At 62.5% G+C, this 21,629-nt stretch carries 17 protein-coding genes; 10 read left to right on the plus strand and 7 right to left on the minus strand.

Translation table 11 applies throughout. The features are described 5' to 3' along the window. The first annotated feature begins 4 nt into the window (after positions 1–4). The 8 genes from cyoB to AC097A_RS00725 all read left to right on the plus strand — a co-directional run bounded on the left by cyoB (position 5) and on the right by AC097A_RS00725 (position 8,350). Positions 5–2,008 carry a cytochrome o ubiquinol oxidase subunit I gene (cyoB, locus tag AC097A_RS00690; protein ID WP_479619385.1) on the plus strand — a complete coding sequence of 668 codons (2,004 nt, stop codon included), beginning with the start codon at positions 5–7 and terminating at the stop codon, positions 2,006–2,008. Beyond that, complete coding sequence (gene cyoC, locus AC097A_RS00695; RefSeq protein WP_479619386.1) at positions 2,001–2,633, plus strand: cytochrome o ubiquinol oxidase subunit III; 633 nt, start codon at positions 2,001–2,003, stop codon at positions 2,631–2,633. The genes cyoB and cyoC overlap by 8 nt, the downstream gene beginning before the upstream one ends. Further along, on the plus strand, positions 2,634–3,086 hold the full coding sequence (cyoD, locus tag AC097A_RS00700; RefSeq protein WP_479619387.1) for a cytochrome o ubiquinol oxidase subunit IV: 453 nt from the start codon (positions 2,634–2,636) through the stop codon (positions 3,084–3,086). Between the two features lie 59 nt (positions 3,087–3,145). Beyond that, a complete protein-coding gene (locus AC097A_RS00705) occupies positions 3,146–3,928 on the plus strand; it encodes an SURF1 family protein (RefSeq protein ID WP_479619388.1) in 783 nt (260 codons plus the stop codon). Continuing rightward, positions 3,912–5,249 (plus strand): ATP-binding protein, encoded by a 1,338-nt coding sequence (locus AC097A_RS00710; protein WP_479619389.1) that lies wholly within the window; start codon positions 3,912–3,914, stop codon positions 5,247–5,249. Before AC097A_RS00705 ends, AC097A_RS00710 begins: the two co-directional genes overlap by 17 nt. Continuing rightward, positions 5,239–5,772 carry a response regulator transcription factor gene (locus tag AC097A_RS00715; RefSeq protein WP_479619390.1) on the plus strand — a complete coding sequence of 178 codons (534 nt, stop codon included), beginning with the start codon at positions 5,239–5,241 and terminating at the stop codon, positions 5,770–5,772. The genes AC097A_RS00710 and AC097A_RS00715 overlap by 11 nt, the downstream gene beginning before the upstream one ends. A gap of 70 nt (positions 5,773–5,842) precedes the next feature. Further along, positions 5,843–6,952, plus strand: coding sequence for a YHYH protein (locus AC097A_RS00720; protein ID WP_479619391.1), 1,110 nt, complete (start codon positions 5,843–5,845; stop codon positions 6,950–6,952). Positions 6,953–6,976: 24 nt separating this feature from the next. Continuing rightward, the gene (locus tag AC097A_RS00725; protein ID WP_479619392.1) at positions 6,977–8,350 is read left to right on the plus strand and encodes a diguanylate cyclase; all 1,374 of its coding nucleotides are present in this window, start codon (positions 6,977–6,979) and stop codon (positions 8,348–8,350) included. A gap of 73 nt (positions 8,351–8,423) precedes the next feature. Here AC097A_RS00725 and AC097A_RS00730 read toward each other — a convergent pair whose 3' ends face one another. From AC097A_RS00730 to rsmH, 4 genes are all read right to left on the minus strand, one after another. Then, complete coding sequence (locus AC097A_RS00730; RefSeq protein ID WP_105259493.1) at positions 8,424–9,845, minus strand: aspartate kinase; 1,422 nt, start codon at positions 9,843–9,845, stop codon at positions 8,424–8,426. Between the two features lie 135 nt (positions 9,846–9,980). Beyond that, positions 9,981–10,568 (minus strand): hypothetical protein, encoded by a 588-nt coding sequence (locus AC097A_RS00735; protein ID WP_146097262.1) that lies wholly within the window; start codon positions 10,566–10,568, stop codon positions 9,981–9,983. Between the two features lie 44 nt (positions 10,569–10,612). Beyond that, positions 10,613–10,789, minus strand: a complete 177-nt coding sequence (locus tag AC097A_RS00740) for a hypothetical protein (protein ID WP_479619393.1) — start codon at positions 10,787–10,789, stop codon at positions 10,613–10,615. 236 nt (positions 10,790–11,025) lie between these two features. After that, a complete protein-coding gene (gene rsmH / locus AC097A_RS00745) occupies positions 11,026–12,099 on the minus strand; it encodes a 16S rRNA (cytosine(1402)-N(4))-methyltransferase RsmH (RefSeq protein ID WP_315478251.1) in 1,074 nt (357 codons plus the stop codon). Between the two features lie 91 nt (positions 12,100–12,190). Here rsmH and AC097A_RS00750 point away from each other — a divergent pair, with 91 nt between their 5' ends. Next, positions 12,191–12,493, plus strand: a complete 303-nt coding sequence (locus AC097A_RS00750) for a hypothetical protein (protein ID WP_479619394.1) — start codon at positions 12,191–12,193, stop codon at positions 12,491–12,493. 77 nt (positions 12,494–12,570) lie between these two features. On the opposite strand, the gene lpdA is transcribed toward AC097A_RS00750, so the two are convergent. From lpdA to aceE, 3 genes are all read right to left on the minus strand, one after another. Next, positions 12,571–14,412 (minus strand): dihydrolipoyl dehydrogenase, encoded by a 1,842-nt coding sequence (lpdA, locus tag AC097A_RS00755; RefSeq protein WP_479619395.1) that lies wholly within the window; start codon positions 14,410–14,412, stop codon positions 12,571–12,573. Between the two features lie 60 nt (positions 14,413–14,472). Further along, positions 14,473–16,134, minus strand: coding sequence for a dihydrolipoyllysine-residue acetyltransferase (gene aceF / locus AC097A_RS00760; protein ID WP_479619396.1), 1,662 nt, complete (start codon positions 16,132–16,134; stop codon positions 14,473–14,475). A gap of 66 nt (positions 16,135–16,200) precedes the next feature. Continuing rightward, positions 16,201–18,909 (minus strand): pyruvate dehydrogenase (acetyl-transferring), homodimeric type, encoded by a 2,709-nt coding sequence (aceE, locus tag AC097A_RS00765; protein ID WP_479619397.1) that lies wholly within the window; start codon positions 18,907–18,909, stop codon positions 16,201–16,203. 170 nt (positions 18,910–19,079) lie between these two features. On the opposite strand from aceE, the gene AC097A_RS00770 reads away from it, so the two are divergent. Further along, positions 19,080–21,626, plus strand: a complete 2,547-nt coding sequence (locus AC097A_RS00770; protein WP_479619398.1) for a PAS domain-containing sensor histidine kinase — start codon at positions 19,080–19,082, stop codon at positions 21,624–21,626. Positions 21,627–21,629 lie beyond the last annotated feature (3 nt).

Raw genomic sequence — 21,629 nt, forward strand, 5'->3', positions numbered from 1 at the left:
TTCCATGTCTTCTGAAACTGTCTCCCCCTCCCACTGGGCCCTGGGCCGGCTGAACTGGGACGCCGTCCCCATGGCGCACGAGCCCATCGTGCTGTGGACCTTTATTGCCGTGGTGCTGGGCGGCCTTGGTGTGGTAGCTGCCATCACCAAATTCCGCCTCTGGGGCCCGCTGTGGCGCGACTGGATTTGCAGCATCGACCACAAAAAGATCGGCATCATGTACATGATTCTGGGTATCGTCATGCTGCTGCGCGGCTTTGCCGACGCCGTGATGATGCGCCTGCAACAGGCCATGGCCTTTGGCGACAACATGGGCTACCTGCCGCCGCACCACTACGACCAGATCTTCACCGCCCACGGCGTGATCATGATCTTCTTCGTGGCCATGCCGCTGGTCACGGGGCTCATGAACTACCTCGTGCCACTGCAGATTGGCGCACGCGATGTGTCTTTCCCCTTCCTCAACAACTTCAGCTTTTGGATGACCACCGCCGGCGCCATTCTGGTAATGGTGTCGCTGTTCCTGGGTGAGTTCTCGACCTCGGGCTGGTTGGCGTTGTCAAACTTGGGCGCGCAGAGCCCCAGCACCGGGCTGGACTACTACATCTGGGCCCTGCAGATTGCGGGGGTGGGCACCACGCTTTCGGGCATCAACCTGATCGTCACCATCATCAAGATGCGCGCGCCGGGCATGAGCCTGATGAAGATGCCCGTGTTCACCTGGACAGCGCTGTGCACCAACGCGCTGATCGTGGCCTCTTTCCCTGTGCTGACAGCTGCGCTGGTGCTGATGTCGCTGGACCGCTACGTAGGCACCAATTTCTTCACCAACGAGCTGGGTGGCAACCCCATGCTCTATGTGAACCTGATCTGGATCTGGGGCCACCCCGAGGTCTACATCCTGATCCTGCCCTGCTTCGGCATCTTCTCCGAGGTGGTGGCCACCTTCTGCAAGAAACGCTTGTTTGGCTACACCTCCATGGTCTACGCCACGGTGGTGATCACCATCCTGTCGTACCTGGTCTGGCTGCACCACTTCTTCACGATGGGTTCGGGCGCGAGCGTGAACACCTTCTTCGGTATCACGACGATGATCATCTCGATCCCCACCGGGGCCAAGATCTTCAACTGGCTGTTCACCATGTACAAGGGCCGCATCCGTTTCGAGCTGCCCATGATGTGGACCGTGGCCTTCATGGTGACCTTTGCCATCGGTGGCATGACAGGCGTGCTGTTGGCCGTGCCCCCGGCCGACTTCGTGTTGCACAACAGCCTGTTCCTGATCGCCCATTTCCACAACGTGATCATTGGCGGCGTTCTGTTCGGCCTGTTTGCCGGCATCAACTACTGGTACCCCAAGGCCTTTGGCTACAAGCTGGACCGCACCTGGGGCGTGCGCTCCTTCTCGCTGTGGGTGGTGGGCTTCTGGGTGGCGTTCGGCCCACTCTATGTGCTGGGCTTGATGGGCGTGACACGCCGCGCCAACCACTTCGAAGACACCTCGCTGCAGCCCTACTTTGTGGTGGCCGCCATCGGTGCCGCCATGATTGCGGCGGGTATTGCCTGCTTCCTGATCCAGCTGGTGGTGAGCTACTTGAAGCGCGAAGAACTGCGCGACCACACCGGCGACCCCTGGGATGCCCGTACACTGGAATGGGCCACCTCCTCGCCCCCACCCGACTACAACTTCGCCTTCACCCCCGTAGTGCACAGCATTGATGCCTGGTGGGACATGAAGAAACACGGCTACCAGCGCCCGCTGCGCGGCTTCCAGCCCATCCACATGCCGGCCAATACCGGTGCCGGTGCGGTGATCTCGGCCCTGTCGCTGGTGTTTGGCTTTGCGCTGATCTGGCACATGTGGCTGCTGGCCGGCGTGTCGTTTGCCGCGCTGCTGCTGGCATGCATCGTCCACACTTTCAATTACCAGCGTGACTTCTACATCCCCGCAGCCGACGTGGCTGCCAGCGAAGAAGCCCGCACACTGCAACTGGCCCGCCATGTCTGATACCACCCTGCACCCAAGCGCCGCTGGCGCCATGGCCGTGCGCGAGTACCACCTCGCGCACGAGCCACACCCCGAAAACGGCACCGCCCTGGGCTTCTGGCTCTACCTGATGAGCGACTGCCTCATCTTTGCAGCCCTGTTTGCCACCTACGGCGTGCTGGGACGCAGCTACGCCGCCGGCCCCACCGGTGCACAGTTGTTCGACCTGACGCTGGTGGCCATCAACACGGCCTTCCTGCTGCTGTCGTCCATCACCTTCGGTTTTGCCATGTTGCGCAAGCAGATGAATGATGTGAAAGGCACGCTGCTGTGGCTGGGCGTCACCGGCTTTTTCGGCCTGTGCTTTCTGGGTCTGGAGCTGTATGAGTTCTACCATCTGATCCACCAGGGCGCCGGTCCGCAGCGCAGCGCCTTTCTGTCGGCCTTTTTCACCCTGGTGGGCACCCACGGCCTGCACGTGACCTTTGGCCTGGTCTGGCTGGTGGTGCTGATGCTGCAGATCAGCAAACACGGACTGATTCCCGCCAACACACGCCGCCTGATGTGCCTGTCCATGTTCTGGCACTTTCTGGACGTGGTCTGGATCGGCGTCTTCACCTTTGTCTACCTGATGGGAGTGCTGTAAATGAGCGCACAACACACTGCACACGCCGCTGCCCATGCGGGGCATGGCCATGATGAACACCATGCAGAAGATGGCCCCCACAGCACCTTCTCCGGCTACATGACCGGCTTTGTGCTGTCCATCATCCTCACGGCCATTCCGTTCTGGCTGGTTATGAGCAAGGTGATTGCCGACCGTAACACCGCCATCCTGGTACTGGGCGGTTTTGCCGTGCTGCAGATCCTGGTGCACATGGTGTGCTTTCTGCACATGAACGGCAAGGTCGAAGGCGGCTGGACCCTGCTGTCCACCATTTTCACCGTGGTCTTTGTGGCCATTGCCATTGCCGGCACGCTGTGGGTCATGTTCCACATGAACAGCAACATGATGCCCGCGCACCCCACACAACCCGCCCTACCCGCAGCAGTGCAGCCAGGGGCCGCGCCCGCCGCGGCGCACCACGGCACACCCTGACACATCACCCAGTGCCAGCCCCTGCCCCGCCCCGCCAGCAGCCCCCGCATCCCCCCTGGATGCTGGCACTGCTTGCGGTGCTGGGCATCACGCTGTTTGTCGGGTTTAGTGCGCTGGGCGTGTGGCAAGTGCAGCGCCGCGCCTGGAAGCTGGACCTGATAGACCGCGTGACGCAGCGCATCCAGGCCACGCCCGTGGCCACACCAGCGCCCGTGTTGTGGCCAGAGGTGGATGCGGCGCGGTATGAGTACCTGGCCGTGCGCCTACAGGGACACTGGCTCCCCCACAAAACCGTGCTCACCCAGGCCACCACGGCACTGGGCGCAGGCTACTGGGTGCTCACCCCGCTGCAACAAGCCGACGGCACCCAGGTATTGGTGAACCGCGGTTTTGTGCCGCAGGCCCAGCGCACGCAGTGGCTAGCACCCAACACACCATCCACTGCCACGGCATGGGTGATGGTGGACGGCCTGCTGCGCATGAGTGAGCCCGGTGGTGGTTTTCTGCGCCGCAACGACCCTGCGCAGCAGCGCTGGCACTCCCGCGACGTGGCCGCCATCGCCCATGCTCAGCAGCTGGCGCGGGCGGCGCCATTTTTTGTGGACGCCGGCAGGCCGGTGTTGCAAGGTGCTGCCTCGGTAGAACTTCCCCCTGCCATGCAAGGTGTGTGGCCCCGCCCGGGTCTGACGGTGGTGCAGTTCTCCAACAGCCACCTGGTCTACGCACTCACCTGGTTCGGGCTGGCCCTGATGGTTGCAGGATCGGCACTGCTTGTGGCACGCTACGAGCGCAGGCTGCGTGCCGCCGCCCTCCACCACCCCGCCCATGACCAGCAGCCCTAAGCTTTCCCCTCTGCCCCTGCACAAGGCCCGCTCCGCCAGCGCCGCGGCCGGCCGCAAAAACCTGCAACAGCTCATTCAGCTGCGCTGGATTGCGGTGGTCGGGCAGTTGCTCACCATCGAGGTGACCCACTACAGCCTGCGCCTGCCGCTGCCCCTGCACGCCATGCTGGCCATCGTGGGCTGCCTGGTACTCATCAACCTGGCCAGCCTGCTGCGCTGGCGCACCCGCCGCCCGGTACACGACATCGAGCTGTTTTTTGCCCTGCTGGTGGACGTGGCCGCACTGACGGCGCTGCTGTACCTGAGCGGGGGTATCAGCAACCCGTTTGTGTTTTTGTACCTGCTGCAGATTGCCGTGGGTGCCATGTTGCTGCGTGGCGGTTACCTATGGTCCATCGTGGGGGTGGCATCGGCCTGTGTGGCGCTGCTGGCGCAGCACAGCCGCCCCCTGCCCCTGGCGCCCAACCTGCAGGATGGCTGGAGCAGCCCCTATGTGGTGGGCCTGCTGGTGTGTTTTGCGCTCAACGCCATCCTGGTGGTCATCTTCATCACGCGCATCAACTACAACCTGCGCCGGCGCGACGCCCGCCTGGCCGCCGTGCGCCAGCGGGCTGCAGAAGAAGAACACATTGTGCGCATGGGCCTGTTGGCATCGGGCGCGGCCCATGAGCTGGGCACGCCACTGGCTACCATGGCGGTGATTCTGGGCGACTGGAAACACATGCAGGCGCTGGGCGCCGACGCCACGCTGCAGGAAGACATTGCCGAGATGGAGGCCCAGGTCAAACGCTGCAAAAGCATTGTCAGCGGCATCCTGCTGTCGGCCGGCGAAACACGGGGCGAGTCGTCCGTGCAGACCACGGTGCGCCAGTTTCTGGACACCCTGGTGCAAGACTGGCGCACCACCCGTTCGGTGGACCAGTTTGTCTATGACAACCACATCCAGCACGACAGCCCCATGGTGGCCGACACCACGCTGCAGCAAATGGTGTTTAACGTGCTGGACAATGCGCGCGATGCCTCCCCGCACTGGGTGAGCCTGCAGGCAGAGCGTGACGCCGACGTGCTGCGCATCGTGGTCAGCGACCGGGGCCCGGGCTTCTCGCCCAGCCTGCTCGCGCAAATCGGCATCCCCTATCAGTCCACCAAAGGGCGGCCCGGCGGGGGCTTGGGCCTGTTCCTGTCCATGAACGTGGCACGCACCCTGGGTGGCAGTGTGGCCGCGCGCAACCGGCCCGAAGGTGGCGCCGAGGTCACCATCACGCTGTCGCTGTCGGCTATCACCTTGCAAGACGCCAACCAGGAAGACCATGGACACTGAACGCCTGCTGCTCATCGTCGAAGACGACGAGGCCTTTGCCCGCACCCTGACGCGCTCCTTCGAGCGGCGCGGTTACCGCGTGCTGCACGCCGACGGCATGCCCGCCATGGAAGCCCTGCTGGCCACACACACGCCGGCCTACGCCGTAGTCGACCTCAAGCTCAAGGGCGAAGCCACCGGCCTGGCGTGTGTACGTGCGCTGCACGCGCACAGTGAGGCCATGCGCATCGTCGTGCTCACCGGCTTTGCCAGCATTGCCACCGCCGTAGAGGCCATCAAGCTGGGCGCCTTGCACTACCTGGCCAAACCCTCCAACACCGACGACATCGAGGCCGCCTTCGGCCTGGAAGAAGGCAACACCGAAGTGGCCCTGACCAACCGCTCCAGCTCCATCAAGACACTGGAGTGGGAACGCATCCACGAAGTGCTGGCCGAGAGTGACTTCAACATCTCCGAAGCCGCCCGCCGCCTGGGCATGCACCGCCGCACGTTAAGCCGCAAGCTGGACAAGCAGCGGGTCTGAGCCGCCGCATCGGGTGCCACTGGCATGCCGTATCCTTGTGCCCACTCGGTGCAACCTGTGGAGGCCTTGGATGAAAACAACAGTGACCGCCCTGGCATGGGCCATCGTCTCCACCTCGGGGCACGGCCATGACCTGACCGCTTTGCCCCTGGGCGACGGCAAGATTTCGCAGTTGCCCAAGGTCGGCTGGATCTGGGCCTGCCACATCAACCCGCAGGCGGGTGGTGCCCAGCGTGTGGGTCCGTGGATCAACACCGCCAACGGCACGTATGACCTGACCGCCAAGGCGGTGGTGCCGGGGCAGGTGAGCTGGCCGTCGCAGTTCAAGCTCAGCGTGGAGCAAAACCAGCGCGTGTTCAGCGGCAACGACCTGCCCAACCACACCACGGGCAGCTTTCCGGTCCCCAGCAGCAGCGAGGCCTACCGCTACGACCGCAACCCCAACCGCATCCAGGCGCAGACCATGCAGGTGGCACTGCCGCTGTGGCCCACGCTGGCCGCGCAGGCCAGTTGCGCGCCAGGGGCGATCGGGTTTCTCTTGAGCGGGGCCGTGTTGTTCAACGCGCTGGACGCGCCGGGCCGCGACGCGGTGGCCCACGAAACCCAAGACGCTTGCCAGGGCCACCCACAGGAGTCGGGCGTGTACCACTACCACAGCCTTAGTAGCTGCGTAGCTGACCCACGCGAACCCAATGGCCACTCTGCCCTGGTGGGTTACTTGCTGGATGGTTTTGGCATCTACGGCCCCTACGGTGAAAAGGGCCAGGCCCTGCGCAGCAAAGACCTGGACGAATGCCATGGCCACACCCACACCATCCCCTGGGAGGGCAAGCAGGTGGCCATGTACCACTACCACGCCACGCCCGACTTCCCCTACACCGCGGGTTGCCTGCGCGGCAGCTACAAACAGGCAGACGTGTCCACCATCAGCGGTCCCCGCCCCCAGCGCACCATGAACGCCCCCGGTGGCCGGCCTCCGGAAGGCGGTGCTGCAGCGCCACCCGGCGGCCCTGCTGGCGCCCCGCCCGATCTGAACAAGGTAGCGGCCACTTTAGGCATCAGCGCACAGAAGCTGCGCGAAGCGCTGGGACCACCACCACCGGACCTGCGCGCCGCTGCCGCCAAACTGGGCATCAGCGTGGAGACACTGCAGTCCGCCCTGCATGCCGCGCGCCAATAACGCATTGACTCACTGAGAGAACCCATGGCCACTTTGCTCCCGCGCTGGAACCTGTCACTGCGCACCGAACTCATTGCCTGCCTGCTGGTCACCAGCCTGGCGTCCACCGCTATCGTGGGTGGGTTGGCCTACCAGCGGCTTACCAAGAAGTTCAACGCTTTGGTGATGCAGGAGTCAAGCAAAAACTTCACGGCCGATGTGCAGAAATACTTCAAAACCTATGGCAGCTGGACGGAGGGCCAGAAGGTGGAGGGCTTCCGCGCTTTTTCCGAGCGGCACCGCCCTCCTCCACGGCCCGATGCAGGGGGTGGTGTATTGCCACCGCCGGCAGACCCCCGCCCTGTCGGCCCCGGGCTGGTAGCCCAGCCTGGCAACCAGCCACCACCACCGTCACCGGGTGGTGGCCTGCACCGGCCACCGTTTCGCTTCTACCTGTTTGACGCCAATTACAACTCGCTGTTCACCCTGGCGCCCTACAAGCCTGGCGACGCTATCCGCGACGAAGACAGGGCCCGCATGTTCCCCATCCTGCTGGACGGCAAAGTGGTGGCCTATTCCTCGCCGCAGGGCGAGCCCAACTACTCCGACCTGGACCTGGGCTACCTCTCGGCCATGCGTGAATCGCTGGTGCTGGGCACCACCGTGGGCCTGACCCTCACGTTGCTGCTGGGGCTGTTTCTGGGCAACCGCCTAAGCAGATCTCTGCGCAACTTGACCGGTGCCGTGCAGGCTATGGGCGGAGGCGCACTGCGCCAGCAGGTGCCCGTGGAATCAGAGAACGAGGTGGGTGTGCTGGCCCGGGCCTTCAACCGCATGAGCGACGAAATTGCGCGGCAATACGAAGACCTGCGCCAGTCGCACGCGCAGATCGAGGCCATGGCCACCCAGATGCGTGAGCTGAGCCTGCGCGATGTGCTAACCGGCCTGCACAATCGCCGCCACTTTGACGAACAGTGCGCCCAGTTCTTTGCCAGTGCCCAGCGCTACCAGCGTCCCTTTAGCGTGACGCTGTGCGACATCGACCACTTCAAGGGTGTCAACGACCGCTTTTCCCACGCCACGGGCGACGAGGTGCTGCGCCGCCTGGGCGACATCCTGAAGCAAAACATGCGCAGCTCGGACTTGGTGGCACGTTACGGGGGTGAAGAGTTTGTGGTGGCCTTCCCCGAAACCGACCTGGCCCACGCCCGCGAGGCCTGCGAAGCCCTGCGACTGCGGGTAGAAGCCTACCCCTGGCACGAGGTGCACCCAGACCTACGCATCACCATCAGCATGGGACTCAGCAGCGACACGCAGGTGGGCAGCTTTCACCACATGCTGGAAGCCGCCGATGCCCTGCTGTACCAGGCCAAACACGGTGGACGCAACCAGGTCTGCTCCGTGGTGGCTGGTATTTAGGCATAAAAAAGCCGCGTAGCCCCCGTGGGGTCTGCGCGGCCAGCTATTGAATTTATAGCGTTTTAAGCGGTAGTCAGACGCGCGGCACGGGTGTGCCGGAGTTGACGCACAGGGCCATGTTGAGCGCGATGACGGCGGTCTTGTAGTCTTCGCGCTCGATCACAAATTGCATATTCACCTGGCGCAGGGTTTGTGACACGCAGTTGACGTTGACCTGGGCATCGGCCAGCGCTTGCGCGGCCTTGGCCAGCACACCGGGGATGCCGATGTTGGAACCAATGGTGCAGACGATGGCGCTGGGCTTGACCGTCACCACCTGGTACAGGGTTTCGAGTTCGGCCACGAGTTCGGCCGTCACCTGGTTGTCCCACACCAGGTGGGCGATGGAGTTGGCGTTGGTGGCCTTGAGGATGTAGCTGATGTCGTGCTTGCAGAACACCTGCATCAGGCTGGCATCAAAACCCACGGTACCCACCATGCTGGGGTCGTGGATTTCAATCAGCGTGACCTTGTCGGTGCCCGTCACAATTTCTACGCGGGCACGTTCGCCCACAAAGTCTTTGGTGATCAGCGTGCCGGGGTGGTCCGGCTCAAACGTGTTCTTCAGGCGGATGGGAATGCCGGCCAGTTCCATGGGTTTGGACGCCTTGGGGTGGATGGCTTCCATGCCCACGTCGGCCAGTTGGTCGGCCACGTCGTAATTGGTGGCACCTACCACGATGGCGTTTTCCAGACCCACCAGGTTGGGGTCGGCCGACGACAGGTGGAATTCCTTGTGGATCACGGCCTCGGCCGGGCGCACTTCCACGGCAATTTTGCTGAAGGTGACTTCGGAGTAGCCACGGTCGAACTCACGCATGATGCCTTCGGTGCCCTTGGTGTAGCCCGTGGCAACGATCACACTGTTGGCCAGGTCCAGGTCTTTGAAACTGTTGGCAATACGCTCGTCAATCGTCCAGGCCTCGTTGTCGTCAAAGCCGGCCAGGTCCATCAGCACGGCCTTCACGCCATTGGCCTTGAGGATTTCTACCGAGTTAAACGCGCTGTGCGATTCACCGATGGAGGCCAGCACTTCGCGCGCGGCCAACAACACGTCGTGGCGGCTCAGGTAACCGCTGGCCAACACGTGCTGCATGGCGCCCAGGTATTCGCGGGCCTGGGCAATGCGCTGGTCGATAAAGGCGTCGGCCACAGCCAATGGCAGGCCGATATCGGCGTACCCGGCGTTGAGTTTCTTCAGGCTGACGGACAGGCCAGTCAGTGCGTCCTGGTAACCCTTGCCCTCGGCAAACAGGGCGTAAATGCCACGTTCACCGGTTTTCTTGTGCTCCAGCAACTGGTTGGTCACGCCCGAGTAGGCCGACACCACGTAAATGCGGCCGTAAATGCGTTTGGGGTCGTGCAGCACGATGTGGCGCAATACATCGCCAAAGGCGGTCATGGAGGTGCCGCCGATCTTCTCGACAGAAATCTTGGAGGAATTGACGTCTTGCATGGACAAGCTGGGAGGAGCTAAAGGGTTAAAGAGCCGGGCGGGAGTTTCTGCCAAGAAGGCAAGGGCAGAAAGCCCTCTATTTTCCACCACTTTGGGGCGGGTACCGTTATCGCAACGGCCTGGGCCCTTTGAGGACTAAAACCCGCTCATAAATTCAGTGAACATCACATCAAGGCAACGCCCACTGGCGCCATTGCGTTCGTAGTAGTTCCAGCGGTAGGCCATTTCCGTGTTGTCCCTACAGGCCACGCCTTCGTACAACTTGCCGTAGGTTGCTCGGGCCCCGGAGGAGGATCGGTAACCATCCTTCACTTCCGCCACCAGCACACCGTCTTGGGGATAGACCCGCAACACACCAAACGACGCATTGCTGGGGATGTCGTATTCGACATAGAGGGCATTGCGCTCTACATCCGGGTAGGCATTGGTGACCAAGATGAAAACCGCCTCTTGCTGCGCAACCAGTTCTTGCTGCGTCAGGTGGCTGAATGATGCAGACTTGATTTTTTTGCCAAATTTCAGTGCAGGCCCCAGCACCAGCAAAGGTTTTGGCTCAGCCTTGGCAGCAGGGTTGAAGCGGTGCGACAGTGATTTTTTGAACTTGCTGACCACGGTAGAGAAAATCTCGTCGTCGCTAAAGTTTTGCTGCTGAAGCTCCAAAGCCCCCACAGCGCTTGCAGCACACAGCAGCATGGCTGCTATTGGCAATTTTTGCTTTTTCAAATACATCCTCCTTCAACGTGTCGGGCGATCTGCATGCGCAGTGCTCACAGCTTCTTCCAGCGCACGCCATCCTTGGAACGGTAGGTACCACCGGTGGCACAGCAGCCTCCTGCACCAAAGGCGATACGCCCCAGGGTTACCGTGACCACACCACCTTCGGCAAGCAGCGTCTGCCGCTCGCAATAGCTGAAGAACGGATAGGGCTCGGGTTCAAGCACCATCTGCCAACCGCCCTCCTCCGATGTAGCGCGGAAAACCTTGCATTCATGCACCACCAAGTGTACGGGCTTGCCCCCCAATAACCCCTTGAATACCCGCTCCGGTGGCACCGTCGCCAGTGGATCCACCTCGACAGAAGGCGAGGCTATCGGCTCCGGTTTTTCGCAACCGGTCAACAAGAAAACCAGAAGGCACAGGCCCGACAGCGCACGTCGCCCTTGTACGGTCACCCGCCCCATCACGCCACAGCACCGCCGTGAAGCGCCCGCACCGCCCAGCGCAACTTGGCAGACGATGAGCGCGGATTGCTGCGCTGCTCGTCATACGAGGCGCGAATCGGATCGGCCGCCACGCTGCTGAAGGTGCCGTTGCGCTCACCGGTTTGAAAGCACTTTTTCACGCGCCGGTCTTCGCCAGAATGGAAGCTCAAAATCGCCACGCGCCCACCGGGTTTCAGGCAGGCGGGCAGGTCCCGCAGCATGGTATCCAACACGCCAAACTCATCATTCACCTCAATGCGCAGCGCCTGGAATGTGCGCTGCAGCACCTTCTTGGTTTCCACCAGGCGCTCTTCTGCAGGCATGCTGCGCTTGTAGGCCAGCTCCATGGTGGCCCGCACCAGGTCGGCGAGCTGCACCGTGGTTTCCAGGTACTGGCCTTGCAGGGCAGCGGCCAAGGGAATGGCAAAGGGTTCATCGGAGTTGTCGGTCAGCAGGTCACGCAGCCGGTGCCGGGTCACGCACAGCAACAACTCGCTGGCCGACTGACCGCTGCTGGGGTCCAGACGCAAATCCAGCGGGCCATCGGCGCGAAAACTAAAGCCCCGCGCCGGGTTGTCAATCTGCATGGACGACACGCCCAGGTCGGCCAGCACAAAGTCAAAGCCTCCGCCTGCCTGAGGCAGCAAGGTGGCCAGCTCGCTGAAGTTGGCCCGGTGCACGCTGAGCGACTCTTCGCCAAACCCCAGCTTGCGCAGCCGAGCCGTGGTGCGGGGTAGCTCAATGGGATCGACGTCCATGCCAAACATGCGCCCGCCGGGCTGCACCAGCGGCAGCATGGCCAGCGTGTGGCCGCCAAAACCCAGGGTCAGGTCCAGCCCGGTTTCGCCCGGCACGGGTTTCAGGATGGCGAGGATTTCGTCCACACAAATGGAGCGGTGCATGCCCGCAGGCGTTTGCCCGCGCTGCATGACCTTGTCCACCTCGGCCGCATGGCGTGTGGGGTCTAACTCTTTGTATTTGTCTTCAAACTGGCGGGGATGGGTGCCCGCGTAACGCACGCGGCGCTTGTGGGGAGGGGAAGCGTCGGTCATTGGCCATTATGCGGCCGCCCCACCCCCAACCCAAGCACTGATGCCCAAGCGGGCGCTATGATTTCCGCATTCACCATTCCACGCCACAGACATGTCTAACCTGGCCGAACAAATTCGCGAAGCACTGTTGATGTTGGCGCGCAACGGCACAGAACCGGCCTTGATCGGTGATTTGCATAACACCGAACCACTTGCTGAAGTAACGCTGAGCCGTACCAATGCGAATGTGGTGCTGGTGCGCGAAGCAGGGGTGCCATTTCAGCCATTACTGGGCAACGCTTCCGGGATCGACCCCTTCGTAGAGTGGTTGACACTGATGGAGGTGGTGCAAATGCTGTGCCCCGTGTGGCCCGTGCGCGACTTACCCATGCAGGGCAAACACTGGAAAATCTAATGAAAAAGCCGCGCAGCCCTTACGGAATCTGCGCGGCAAGCTACTGAATTTATAGCGTATTCAGCGGCTCTTCAGCGCTACTTGCGTGCCGGCGGCACATCCGTGCAGCTGCCGTGAGCAATCTCCGCCGCCATGCCTATGCTCTCGCCCAGCGTGGGATGCGGGTGAATCGTCTTGCCGATGTCCACCGCATCGGCACCCATCTCAATGGCCAGCGCGATCTCACCGATCATGTCGCCGGCATGCGTACCCACCATACCGCCGCCCAGGATCTTGCCGTGGCCGTGCGCTTCGGGGCTGTCGTCAAACAAGAGCTTGGTGACACCTTCGTCGCGGCCGTTGGCAATCGCGCGGCCGGAGGCGGTCCAGGGGAACAAGCCCTTCTTGACCTTGATACCTTGCGCCTTGGCCTGGTCTTCGGTGAGGCCGACCCATGCCACTTCGGGGTCGGTGTAGGCCACGCTGGGAATGACGCGGGCGTTGAACGCGGCCGCAGCCAGTTCCTTGTTGCCTTGCAGTTCACCGGCAATCACCTCGGCCGCCACGTGCGCTTCGTGCACCGCCTTGTGCGCCAGCATGGGCTGGCCCACCACGTCGCCGATAGCGAAGATGTGGGGCACATTGGTACGCATCTGGATATCGACGTTGATGAAGCCGCGGTCGGTCACAGCCACGCCGGCCTTCTCGGCGCTGATCTTCTTGCCATTGGGCGTGCGGCCCACGGCTTGCAGCACCAGGTCGTACACCTGCGGTGCGGGGGCGGTACCGCCCTCTTCCGCCGGAGCAAACGTCACCTCGATGCCTTCGGGCAAGGCGCGTGCGGACACGGTCTTGGTCTTGAGCATGATGTTGTCGAAGCGCTTGGCGTTCATCTTTTGCCAGATCTTGACCAGGTCGCGGTCGGCGCCCTGCATCAGGCCGTCCATCATTTCCACCACGTCCAGGCGTGCGCCCAGCGTGCTGTAGACGGTGCCCATTTCCAAGCCGATGATGCCGCCGCCCAAAATCAGCATGCGCTTGGGCACACCGGTCAGCGCCAGGGCGCCGGTGCTGTCCACCACGCGTGGGTCGTTGGGCATGAAGGGCAGACGCACAGCTTGCGAGCCCGCCGCGATGATGGCGCGCTTGAAGGCGATGACCTTCTTGCTACCGGTCTTCTCTTGCGCCGTGCCACTGGTTTCTTCCACTTCCAGGTGGTTGGCACCGACAAAGTTGCCGTAGCCGCGCACGGTGGTCACCTTGCGCATCTTGGCCATGGCTGCCAGGCCGCCGGTCAGCTTGCCGATGACCTTTTCCTTGTGGCCGCGCAGCTTGTCGATGTTCAGCGTCGGGGCGCCAAAGTCCACGCCCAGGTCGGCCATGTGGCTCACTTCGTCCATCACAGCGGCCACGTGCAGCAGCGCCTTGGACGGGATGCAACCCACGTTCAGGCAGACGCCACCCAGCGTGGCGTAACGCTCGACCACGATGACCTTGAGGCCCAGATCGGCCGCGCGGAAGGCGGCGGAATAACCGCCAGGACCGCCGCCAATCACCACCACATCGCATTCCAGATCGGCGCTACCGCCAAAGCTGGATGCCGTTGGGGCCGGTGCAGCTGCTACAGAAACAGGAGCTACTGGCGCAGCAGTGGCGTTGGTTGGAGCCGCTTTTGGTTCTGAAACCGGGACTGCAGCAGCGCCAGCAGCTTCCAGCAACACCACCACGGTGCCCTGCTTAACCTTGTCGCCCAGTTTGACTTTCAGCTCTTTGACCACGCCGCCTTCGCTGGCGGGGATTTCCATGGAGGCCTTGTCGCTCTCCACGGTGATCAGGCTTTGCTCGGCCTTGATGGTGTCACCCACCTTGACCAGCAACTCGATGACCGCAACTTCGTCCAAGTCGCCAATGTCCGGAACCTTGATTTCTACGATTGCCATTTCTTTTTCCTAGTTGGGGTCAGAGCACGTTCGCTGCGCAAAGTGGTCTGACCCGCAAAATCACAGAAGCACGCGGCGGAAGTCACCCAGGATTTGGCCCAGGTACACGTTGAAGCGTGCAGCGGCTGCGCCGTCGATCACGCGGTGGTCCCACGTCAGCGACAAGGGCAGCATCAGGCGTGGCACAAAGGCCTTGCCGTCCCACACCGGTTCCATCTGGCTCTTGCAGACGCCCAGGATGGCGACTTCAGGGGCGTTGATGATGGGTGTGAAGTAACGCCCGCCAATGCCGCCCAGGCTGGAGATGGTGAAGCAGGCACCCGACATGTCGGCGGGGCTCAGCTTGCCGTCGCGCGCCTTCTTGGCCAGCTCACCCATCTCGGTGCTGATCTGGAAGATGCCTTTCTTGTCGGCGTCCTTGATCACGGGCACCACCAGGCCATTGGGCGTGTCGGCCGCAAAGCCGATGTGGTAGTACTGCTTGTAGATCAGTGCGTCGCCATCCAGCGAGCTGTTGAACTCAGGGAACTTCTTCAGCGCGGCCACGCAGGCCTTGATCAGGAAGGCCAGCATGGTGACCTTGATGCCGCTCTTTTCGTTCTCTTTGTTGGTGGAGACGCGGAAGGCTTCGAGGTCGGTGATGTCGGCGTCGTCGTGGTTGGTAACGGCCGGAATCATGATCGCGTTGCGCAGCAGGTTGGCGCCGCTGATCTTCTTGATGCGCGACATCTCCTTGCGCTCGATCGGACCAAACTTCGCAAAGTCCACCTTGGGCCAGGGGATCAGGCCCAGGCCGGCACCCTCGTTGCTACCCGATGCCTTGGCTTGCGCCGCGGCGGCCAGGGTTTGCACCGCACCGCTCATCACGGAGCGGGTGAAGCCCTGCACATCGGCCTCGGTGATGCGGCCCTTGGGGCCAGAGCCCTTGACTTCGTTCAACGGCACACCCAGCTCACGCGCAAACTTGCGCACCGAAGGCGACGCGTGGGGCAATCCCAGCGTGGCGCCACCGGGGGCGTGGGCTGGCACGGCCACCGCAGCAACGGGTGCCGCAACGGAAGCAGTGGCTACGGGTGCTGCGGCCGCAGCCACGGGGGCTGGAGCGGCAGGGGCAGCAGCAGGGGCTGCGCCCACTACACCATCCAACACCACCACCAGGTCACCGATGTTCACGGTGTCACCGATCTTGACCTTGATTTCCTTGACCACCCCAGCCGTGCTGGACGGGATCTCCATGGAGGCTTTGTCAGACTCCACCGTGATCAGGCTCTGCTCGACCTTGATGGTGTCGCCCACCTTGACCAGCAACTCAATGACGGCCACGTCCTTGAAGTCACCAATGTCGGGCACACGCACCTCCACCGGGCCAGACGCCGCAGGAGCGGCCGCAGGGGCAGCAGCCGCTACAGAAACAGGAGCTGCTGGCGCAGCATTCACGGGGGCTGGAGCCGATTTTGGTTCAGAAACCGGGGCGACACCGCCACCTTCGGCTTCCAGCACCAGCACAACGGAGCCTTGCTTGACCTTGTCGCCCAGCTTGACCTTGATCTCCTTGACCACACCAGCGGTGCTGGACGGGATCTCCATGGAGGCCTTGTCGCTCTCCACAGTGATCAGGCTTTGCTCGGCCTTCACGGTGTCGCCCACCTTGACCATCACCTCGATCACCGCCACCTCGTCGAGGTCGCCAATGTCTGGGACTTGTACTTCTACCATTGCCATGTTCTTGTCCTTAATCAGTTGGGGACAGAGCGTCGCTGCGCTCCGGCCTGTCCCGCAAAGTCGTTATCAAGCGTAAAGGGGGTTCACTTTGTCGGCATTGATGCCGTACTTGGCAATGGCTTCTGCCACCTTCGCCACGGGCACGCTGCCGTCTTCGCTCAAGGCCTTCAGGGCGGCCACCACGATGTAGTGGCGGTTCACCTCAAAGTGCTCGCGCAGCTTGCTGCGGAAGTCGGAACGGCCAAAGCCGTCGGTGCCCAGCACCTTGTAGGTACGGCCCTTGGGCACGAAGGGGCGGATCTGCTCGGCATAGGCCTTCATGTAGTCGGTCGACGCGACCACGGGGCCGGTGGACTTGCCGAGTTGCTGTTCCACGAAGGACACACGCGGGGTTTCCAGCGGGTGCAGCAGGTTCCAGCGGTCTGCGTCCTGGCCGTCGCGGGTCAGTTCGTTGAAGCTTGGGCAGCTCCAGACATCAGCGCCCACGCCCCACTCTTTCTCCAGCAGCTCTTGCGCGGCAATGCTTTCACGCAGGATGGTGCCCGAGCCCAACAGTTGCACGCGGGGCGCCTTCTTGGTCAGCGCAGGGCCTTCCTTGCACAGGTACATGCCCTTGATGATCTGCTCTTCGGTGCCGGCCTTCAGGCCGGGCATGGCGTAGTTTTCGTTCAGCAGCGTCAGGTAATAGAAGACGTTGTCCTGCTTCTCCACCATGCGCTTCAAGCCGTGGTGCAGGATCACGCCCACTTCGTGTGCGAAGGTGGGGTCGTAGCTGATGCAGTTGGGAATCGTGCCGGCCATGATGTGGCTGTGGCCGTCTTCGTGCTGCAGGCCTTCACCGTTCAGCGTGGTACGGCCAGACGTGCCGCCCAACAAGAAGCCGCGGGCTTGCATGTCACCCGCTGCCCAGGCCAGATCGCCAATGCGCTGGAAGCCGAACATCGAGTAATACACGTAGAACGGCACCATGATGCGGTTGCTGGTGGAGTAGCTGGTGGCAGCCGCAATCCAGCTGCTCATGCCACCGGCTTCGTTGATGCCCTCTTGCAGGATCTGGCCGGCCTTGTCTTCCTTGTAGTACATGACCTGGTCTTTGTCGACCGGGGTGTACAACTGGCCTGCCGGGTTGTAGATGCCCACTTGGCGGAACAGGCCTTCCATACCGAAGGTACGGGCCTCGTCCACCAGAATTGGCACCACGCGGGGGCCCAGGGCCTGGTCGCGCAGCAGCTGGGTCAAAAAGCGCACATAGGCTTGTGTGGTGGAGATTTCACGGCCTTCGGCAGTCGGCTCCATCACAGCCTTGAAGGTTTCCAGCGAGGGCACGGTGAACGACTCGTCGGCCTTCACACGGCGGTGTGGCAGGTAGCCGCCCAAGGCCTTGCGGCGCTCGTGCAGGTACTTCATCTCGGGCGTGTCGTCGGCCGGTTTGTAGAACGGCACATTGGGCAGATCGCTGTCCGGCACGGGGATGTTGAAGCGGTCGCGGAAGGCCTTGATGTCCTCGTCGGTCAGCTTCTTGGTCTGGTGCACGGTGTTCTTGCCTTCACCGCTTTTGCCCATGCCAAAGCCCTTGACGGTCTTGATCAGCAGCACGGTGGGCTGGTCTTTGTGGTTCACGGCCTTGTGGAAGGCGGCGTACACCTTCTTGGAGTCGTGGCCGCCACGGCGCAGGTCGAAGATTTCTTCGTCCGACATCTTGGACACCATCTCCAGCGTGCGCGGGTCTTTGCCGAAGAAATGCTTGCGCACGTAGGCACCGTCGTTGGCCTTCATGGCCTGGTAATCGCCGTCCAGCGTGTCCATCATCAGCTTCTTCAGGGCGCCTTCCTTGTCACGCGCCAGCAGCGCGTCCCAACCAGAGCCCCACAGCAGCTTGATCACGTTCCAGCCGGCACCGCGGAATTCGCCTTCCAGCTCTTGCACGATCTTGCCGTTGCCGCGTACTGGGCCGTCCAGGCGTTGCAGGTTGCAGTTGATGACGAACACCAGGTTGTCCAGCTTTTCGCGCGCGGCCAAACCGATGGCGCCAAGCGATTCCACTTCGTCCATCTCTCCATCGCCGCAGAACACCCAGACCTTGCGGTTCTCGGTGTTGGCAATGCCACGGGCATGCAGATACTTGAGGAAGCGGGCCTGGTAAATGGCCATCAATGGGCCCAAGCCCATGGACACCGTGGGGAACTGCCAGAACTCGGGCATCAGCTTGGGGTGCGGGTAGCTGGAGAGGCCCTTGCCATCCACTTCCTGGCGGAAGTTCAGCAGTTGCTCTTCAGTCAAACGGCCTTCCAGGTAGGCGCGGGCGTACACGCCGGGCGACACGTGGCCCTGGATATACAGACAGTCGCCACCGTGGCCTTCGCTCTCGGCGTGCCAGAAGTGGTTAAAACCAGCGCCAAACAGGCTGGCCAGTGAGGCGAACGAACCGATGTGGCCGCCCAAGTCGCCACCGTCCACGGGGTGGTGGCGGTTGGCCTTGACCACCATGGCCATGGCGTTCCAGCGCATGTAGGCGCGCAGGCGCTCTTCAATTTCCAGGTTGCCGGGAGAGCGCTCTTCTTCGGAGGGCTCAATGGTGTTCACATAACCGGTATTGGCCGAGAAAGGCATGTCGATGCTCTTCTGGCGGGCATGCTCCAGCAGTTGCTCCAACAAGAAGTGGGCGCGCTCGGGGCCTTCACTTTCGATGACGGCGCTCAGGGCGTCCATCCATTCACGGGTTTCCTGACCGTCCACGTCGGACGTGCCCAAAGGGTTTTGGGGAACTGCAGCCATCGATGTCTCCTTCTTGGTACTTTGGCGTAATTTAGTGCGGCAGCCCTAGTTTCTCATATTTATTTTGAAATTTCAAATCATGCTCAATCATTTCTTAATGTGAAATATACAGAAACCTCCTGTAACCTTGATGCAGCGTAGCGTCAAGCTGGCGCCCCTACACTTGGGCAATGCCCTTTTACAAAGTGATTTCTTTGCCCAAACCCATTGCGCTGCCCTCGGTGGACGGCGCACGCCGCTGGTGGCAGCGGCTCACCCCCCACCGCCAGGACCGGTTCGCCATGTTGGCCCCGCTGGCCGCCGTGTTGTTGTTTTTTGCAGCCATCGTGTCGGCCTTGGGCTACCTGCGCGTGGAAGAAATGGACCGCGAACAGGAAGCCGTGCAGCGCGACGTGGAATACACCCAGCAGCGCCTGCGACTGCGCCTGCTGGAACGGCAAGAGCAAATCACCCGCATTGCCCGCGAAATATCCAACCGCGAGCTCGACCTGGACGACTTCCGCCAGCGCACCGCCGCCATGCTGGACCAGTACCCCGAGGTACAGGGCATGGCCTGGGTTGACGACAAACGCCGCACACGCGCCAGTGTGGGCATGGGCGGCAACTTTACGGGCAGCCTGCAGTCCAGCACCGACGTGTTGTCGTACGGCGCCCGCGATGCGGGTTACGCCCTGACCCGCGAGGTAAACCAACCTCTGTACATCCAACCCCCGCGTGCCAAGGATGAGGCCCCCACCTTGCAGATGTTTGTGCCCTTGAGCGAGCGCGGGCGCTTTTCGGGCGTGCTGCTGACCGAATACTCGATCGATGGTCTGTACCGCTACGGCGTGCCATCCGAAGTGTCGGCGCGTTATGCGGTGTCGCTGCAAGACGCCAATGGCAAGCTGCTGGCGGGCACCAGCATGCCAGACCGCAAACTGGTAGGACGTGTGATGCCCTGGAGCAACCCGGCCAATGAATACGCCATGCCGGTCTCGCCCGTAGGAGCCGGACTGGTCATACGCGCACAAGCCTACCGGGCCTCGTTGGGGGTGATTGGCAGCGGGCTGTTTTGGTTAGTCAGCGCGCTGAGTGTGATGACCGCCTGGATGCTGATTGCCAACTGGCGCCACACCCGCCGCCGTGTGCAGGCTCAGCAGGCGCTGATGTCAGAAACCAATTTCCGCCGCGCCATGGAAAACTCCATGCTCACCGGCATGCGCGCCATGGACCTGCAGGGCCGCATTACCTATGTCAACGCCGCCTTCTGCCAGATGACGGGCTGGAGCGAATCGGACCTGGTGGGCCGCACCGCACCCTTCCCCTATTGGCCCGACAGTGACCGTGAACATCTGGCCTCGCGCCTGGAGGAAGAAATGCACGGCAACACCACGCCCGGCGGCATCCAGGTGCGGGTGAAGCGGCGCGACAACACGCTATTCGATGCCCGCCTGTATGTGTCGCCGCTGATCGACGCGATGGGCACACAAACCGGCTGGGTCACCTCCATGACCGATATCACCGAGCCCAACCGCGTGCGCGAGCAGCTGTCGGCATCGCACCAGCGCTTCACCACGGTGCTGGAGGCGCTGGACGCCTCCATCTCGGTCGCGCCCCTGGGCAGCGACGAGCTGCTGTTTGCCAACAAGCTGTACCGCCAGTGGTTTGGCGTGCAGGCGGGGGGACACTTGCAACTGGTGGCCGAAGCAGGCATGCCCATGAACCTCACCAATGACGAGGCTTCGGACAGCGTGGACTCCTTTGCCGGCCTGCCCACCACGGCCCTGCCCGACAGCGACACGGAGAGTGCCGAAATCTTCATCCCGGCCCTGGGCAAGTGGCTGGAGGTGCGCACGCGTTACCTGAGCTGGGTGGACGGCCGCCTGGCCCAAATGGTGATTGCCACCGACATCACCACCCGGCGCCTGGCCGAGGAACAGGCTGCCATCCAGTCGGAGCGGGCCCAGATGTCCAGCCGCCTGATCACCATGGGCGAAATGGCCTCCAGCGTGGCGCACGAACTGAACCAGCCGCTGACCGCCATCAACAACTATTGCAACGGCATGGTCTCGCGCATCAAGGACAAACAGATCTCTGAAGAAGACCTGCTGGTGGCGCTGGAGAAAACAGCCAAACAGGCCCAGCGTGCGGGACAGATCATCCAGCGCATCCGGTCCTTCGTGAAACGCAGCGAGCCCAATCGCACCCAGTCCGCCGTGCCCACCATGGTGGCCGAGGCGGTGGAACTGGCCGAAATTGAGCTGCGCCGCTTCAATGTGCGCCTGAACCATTACGTGGCGGCCCGCCTGCCCATGGTGCTGGTGGACCCGATCCTGATCGAGCAGGTGCTGATCAACCTGCTGCGCAACGCGGCCGAATCCATCGACATGGCGCTGCGCCAAACCTCCGACCGCATCGTTGAACTGCGCGTGCTGCCCCGCCACATCGACGGCAAGACGGTGGTGGAGTTTTCGGTGCAGGACACGGGCAAGGGCTTGGCGCCTGAAGTGATGGCCCGGCTCTATGAACCCTTCTACTCCACCAAGGCCGACGGCATGGGCATCGGGCTGAATTTGTGCCGCTCCATCGTCGAGTCGCACCTGGGCCGAATGACCGCGGAGAACATCTACAATGGGACGGATGTGTCAGGGTGCCGCTTCTCCTTCTGGGTGCCCCTGACCGAAGGTGGCGCTTTGACCTATGCAGAGCCGCCCGCACCCCAACCCAACCTCGGATAACTG

It is taken from the genome of Rhodoferax sp. XS2R6, assembly GCF_056521365.1.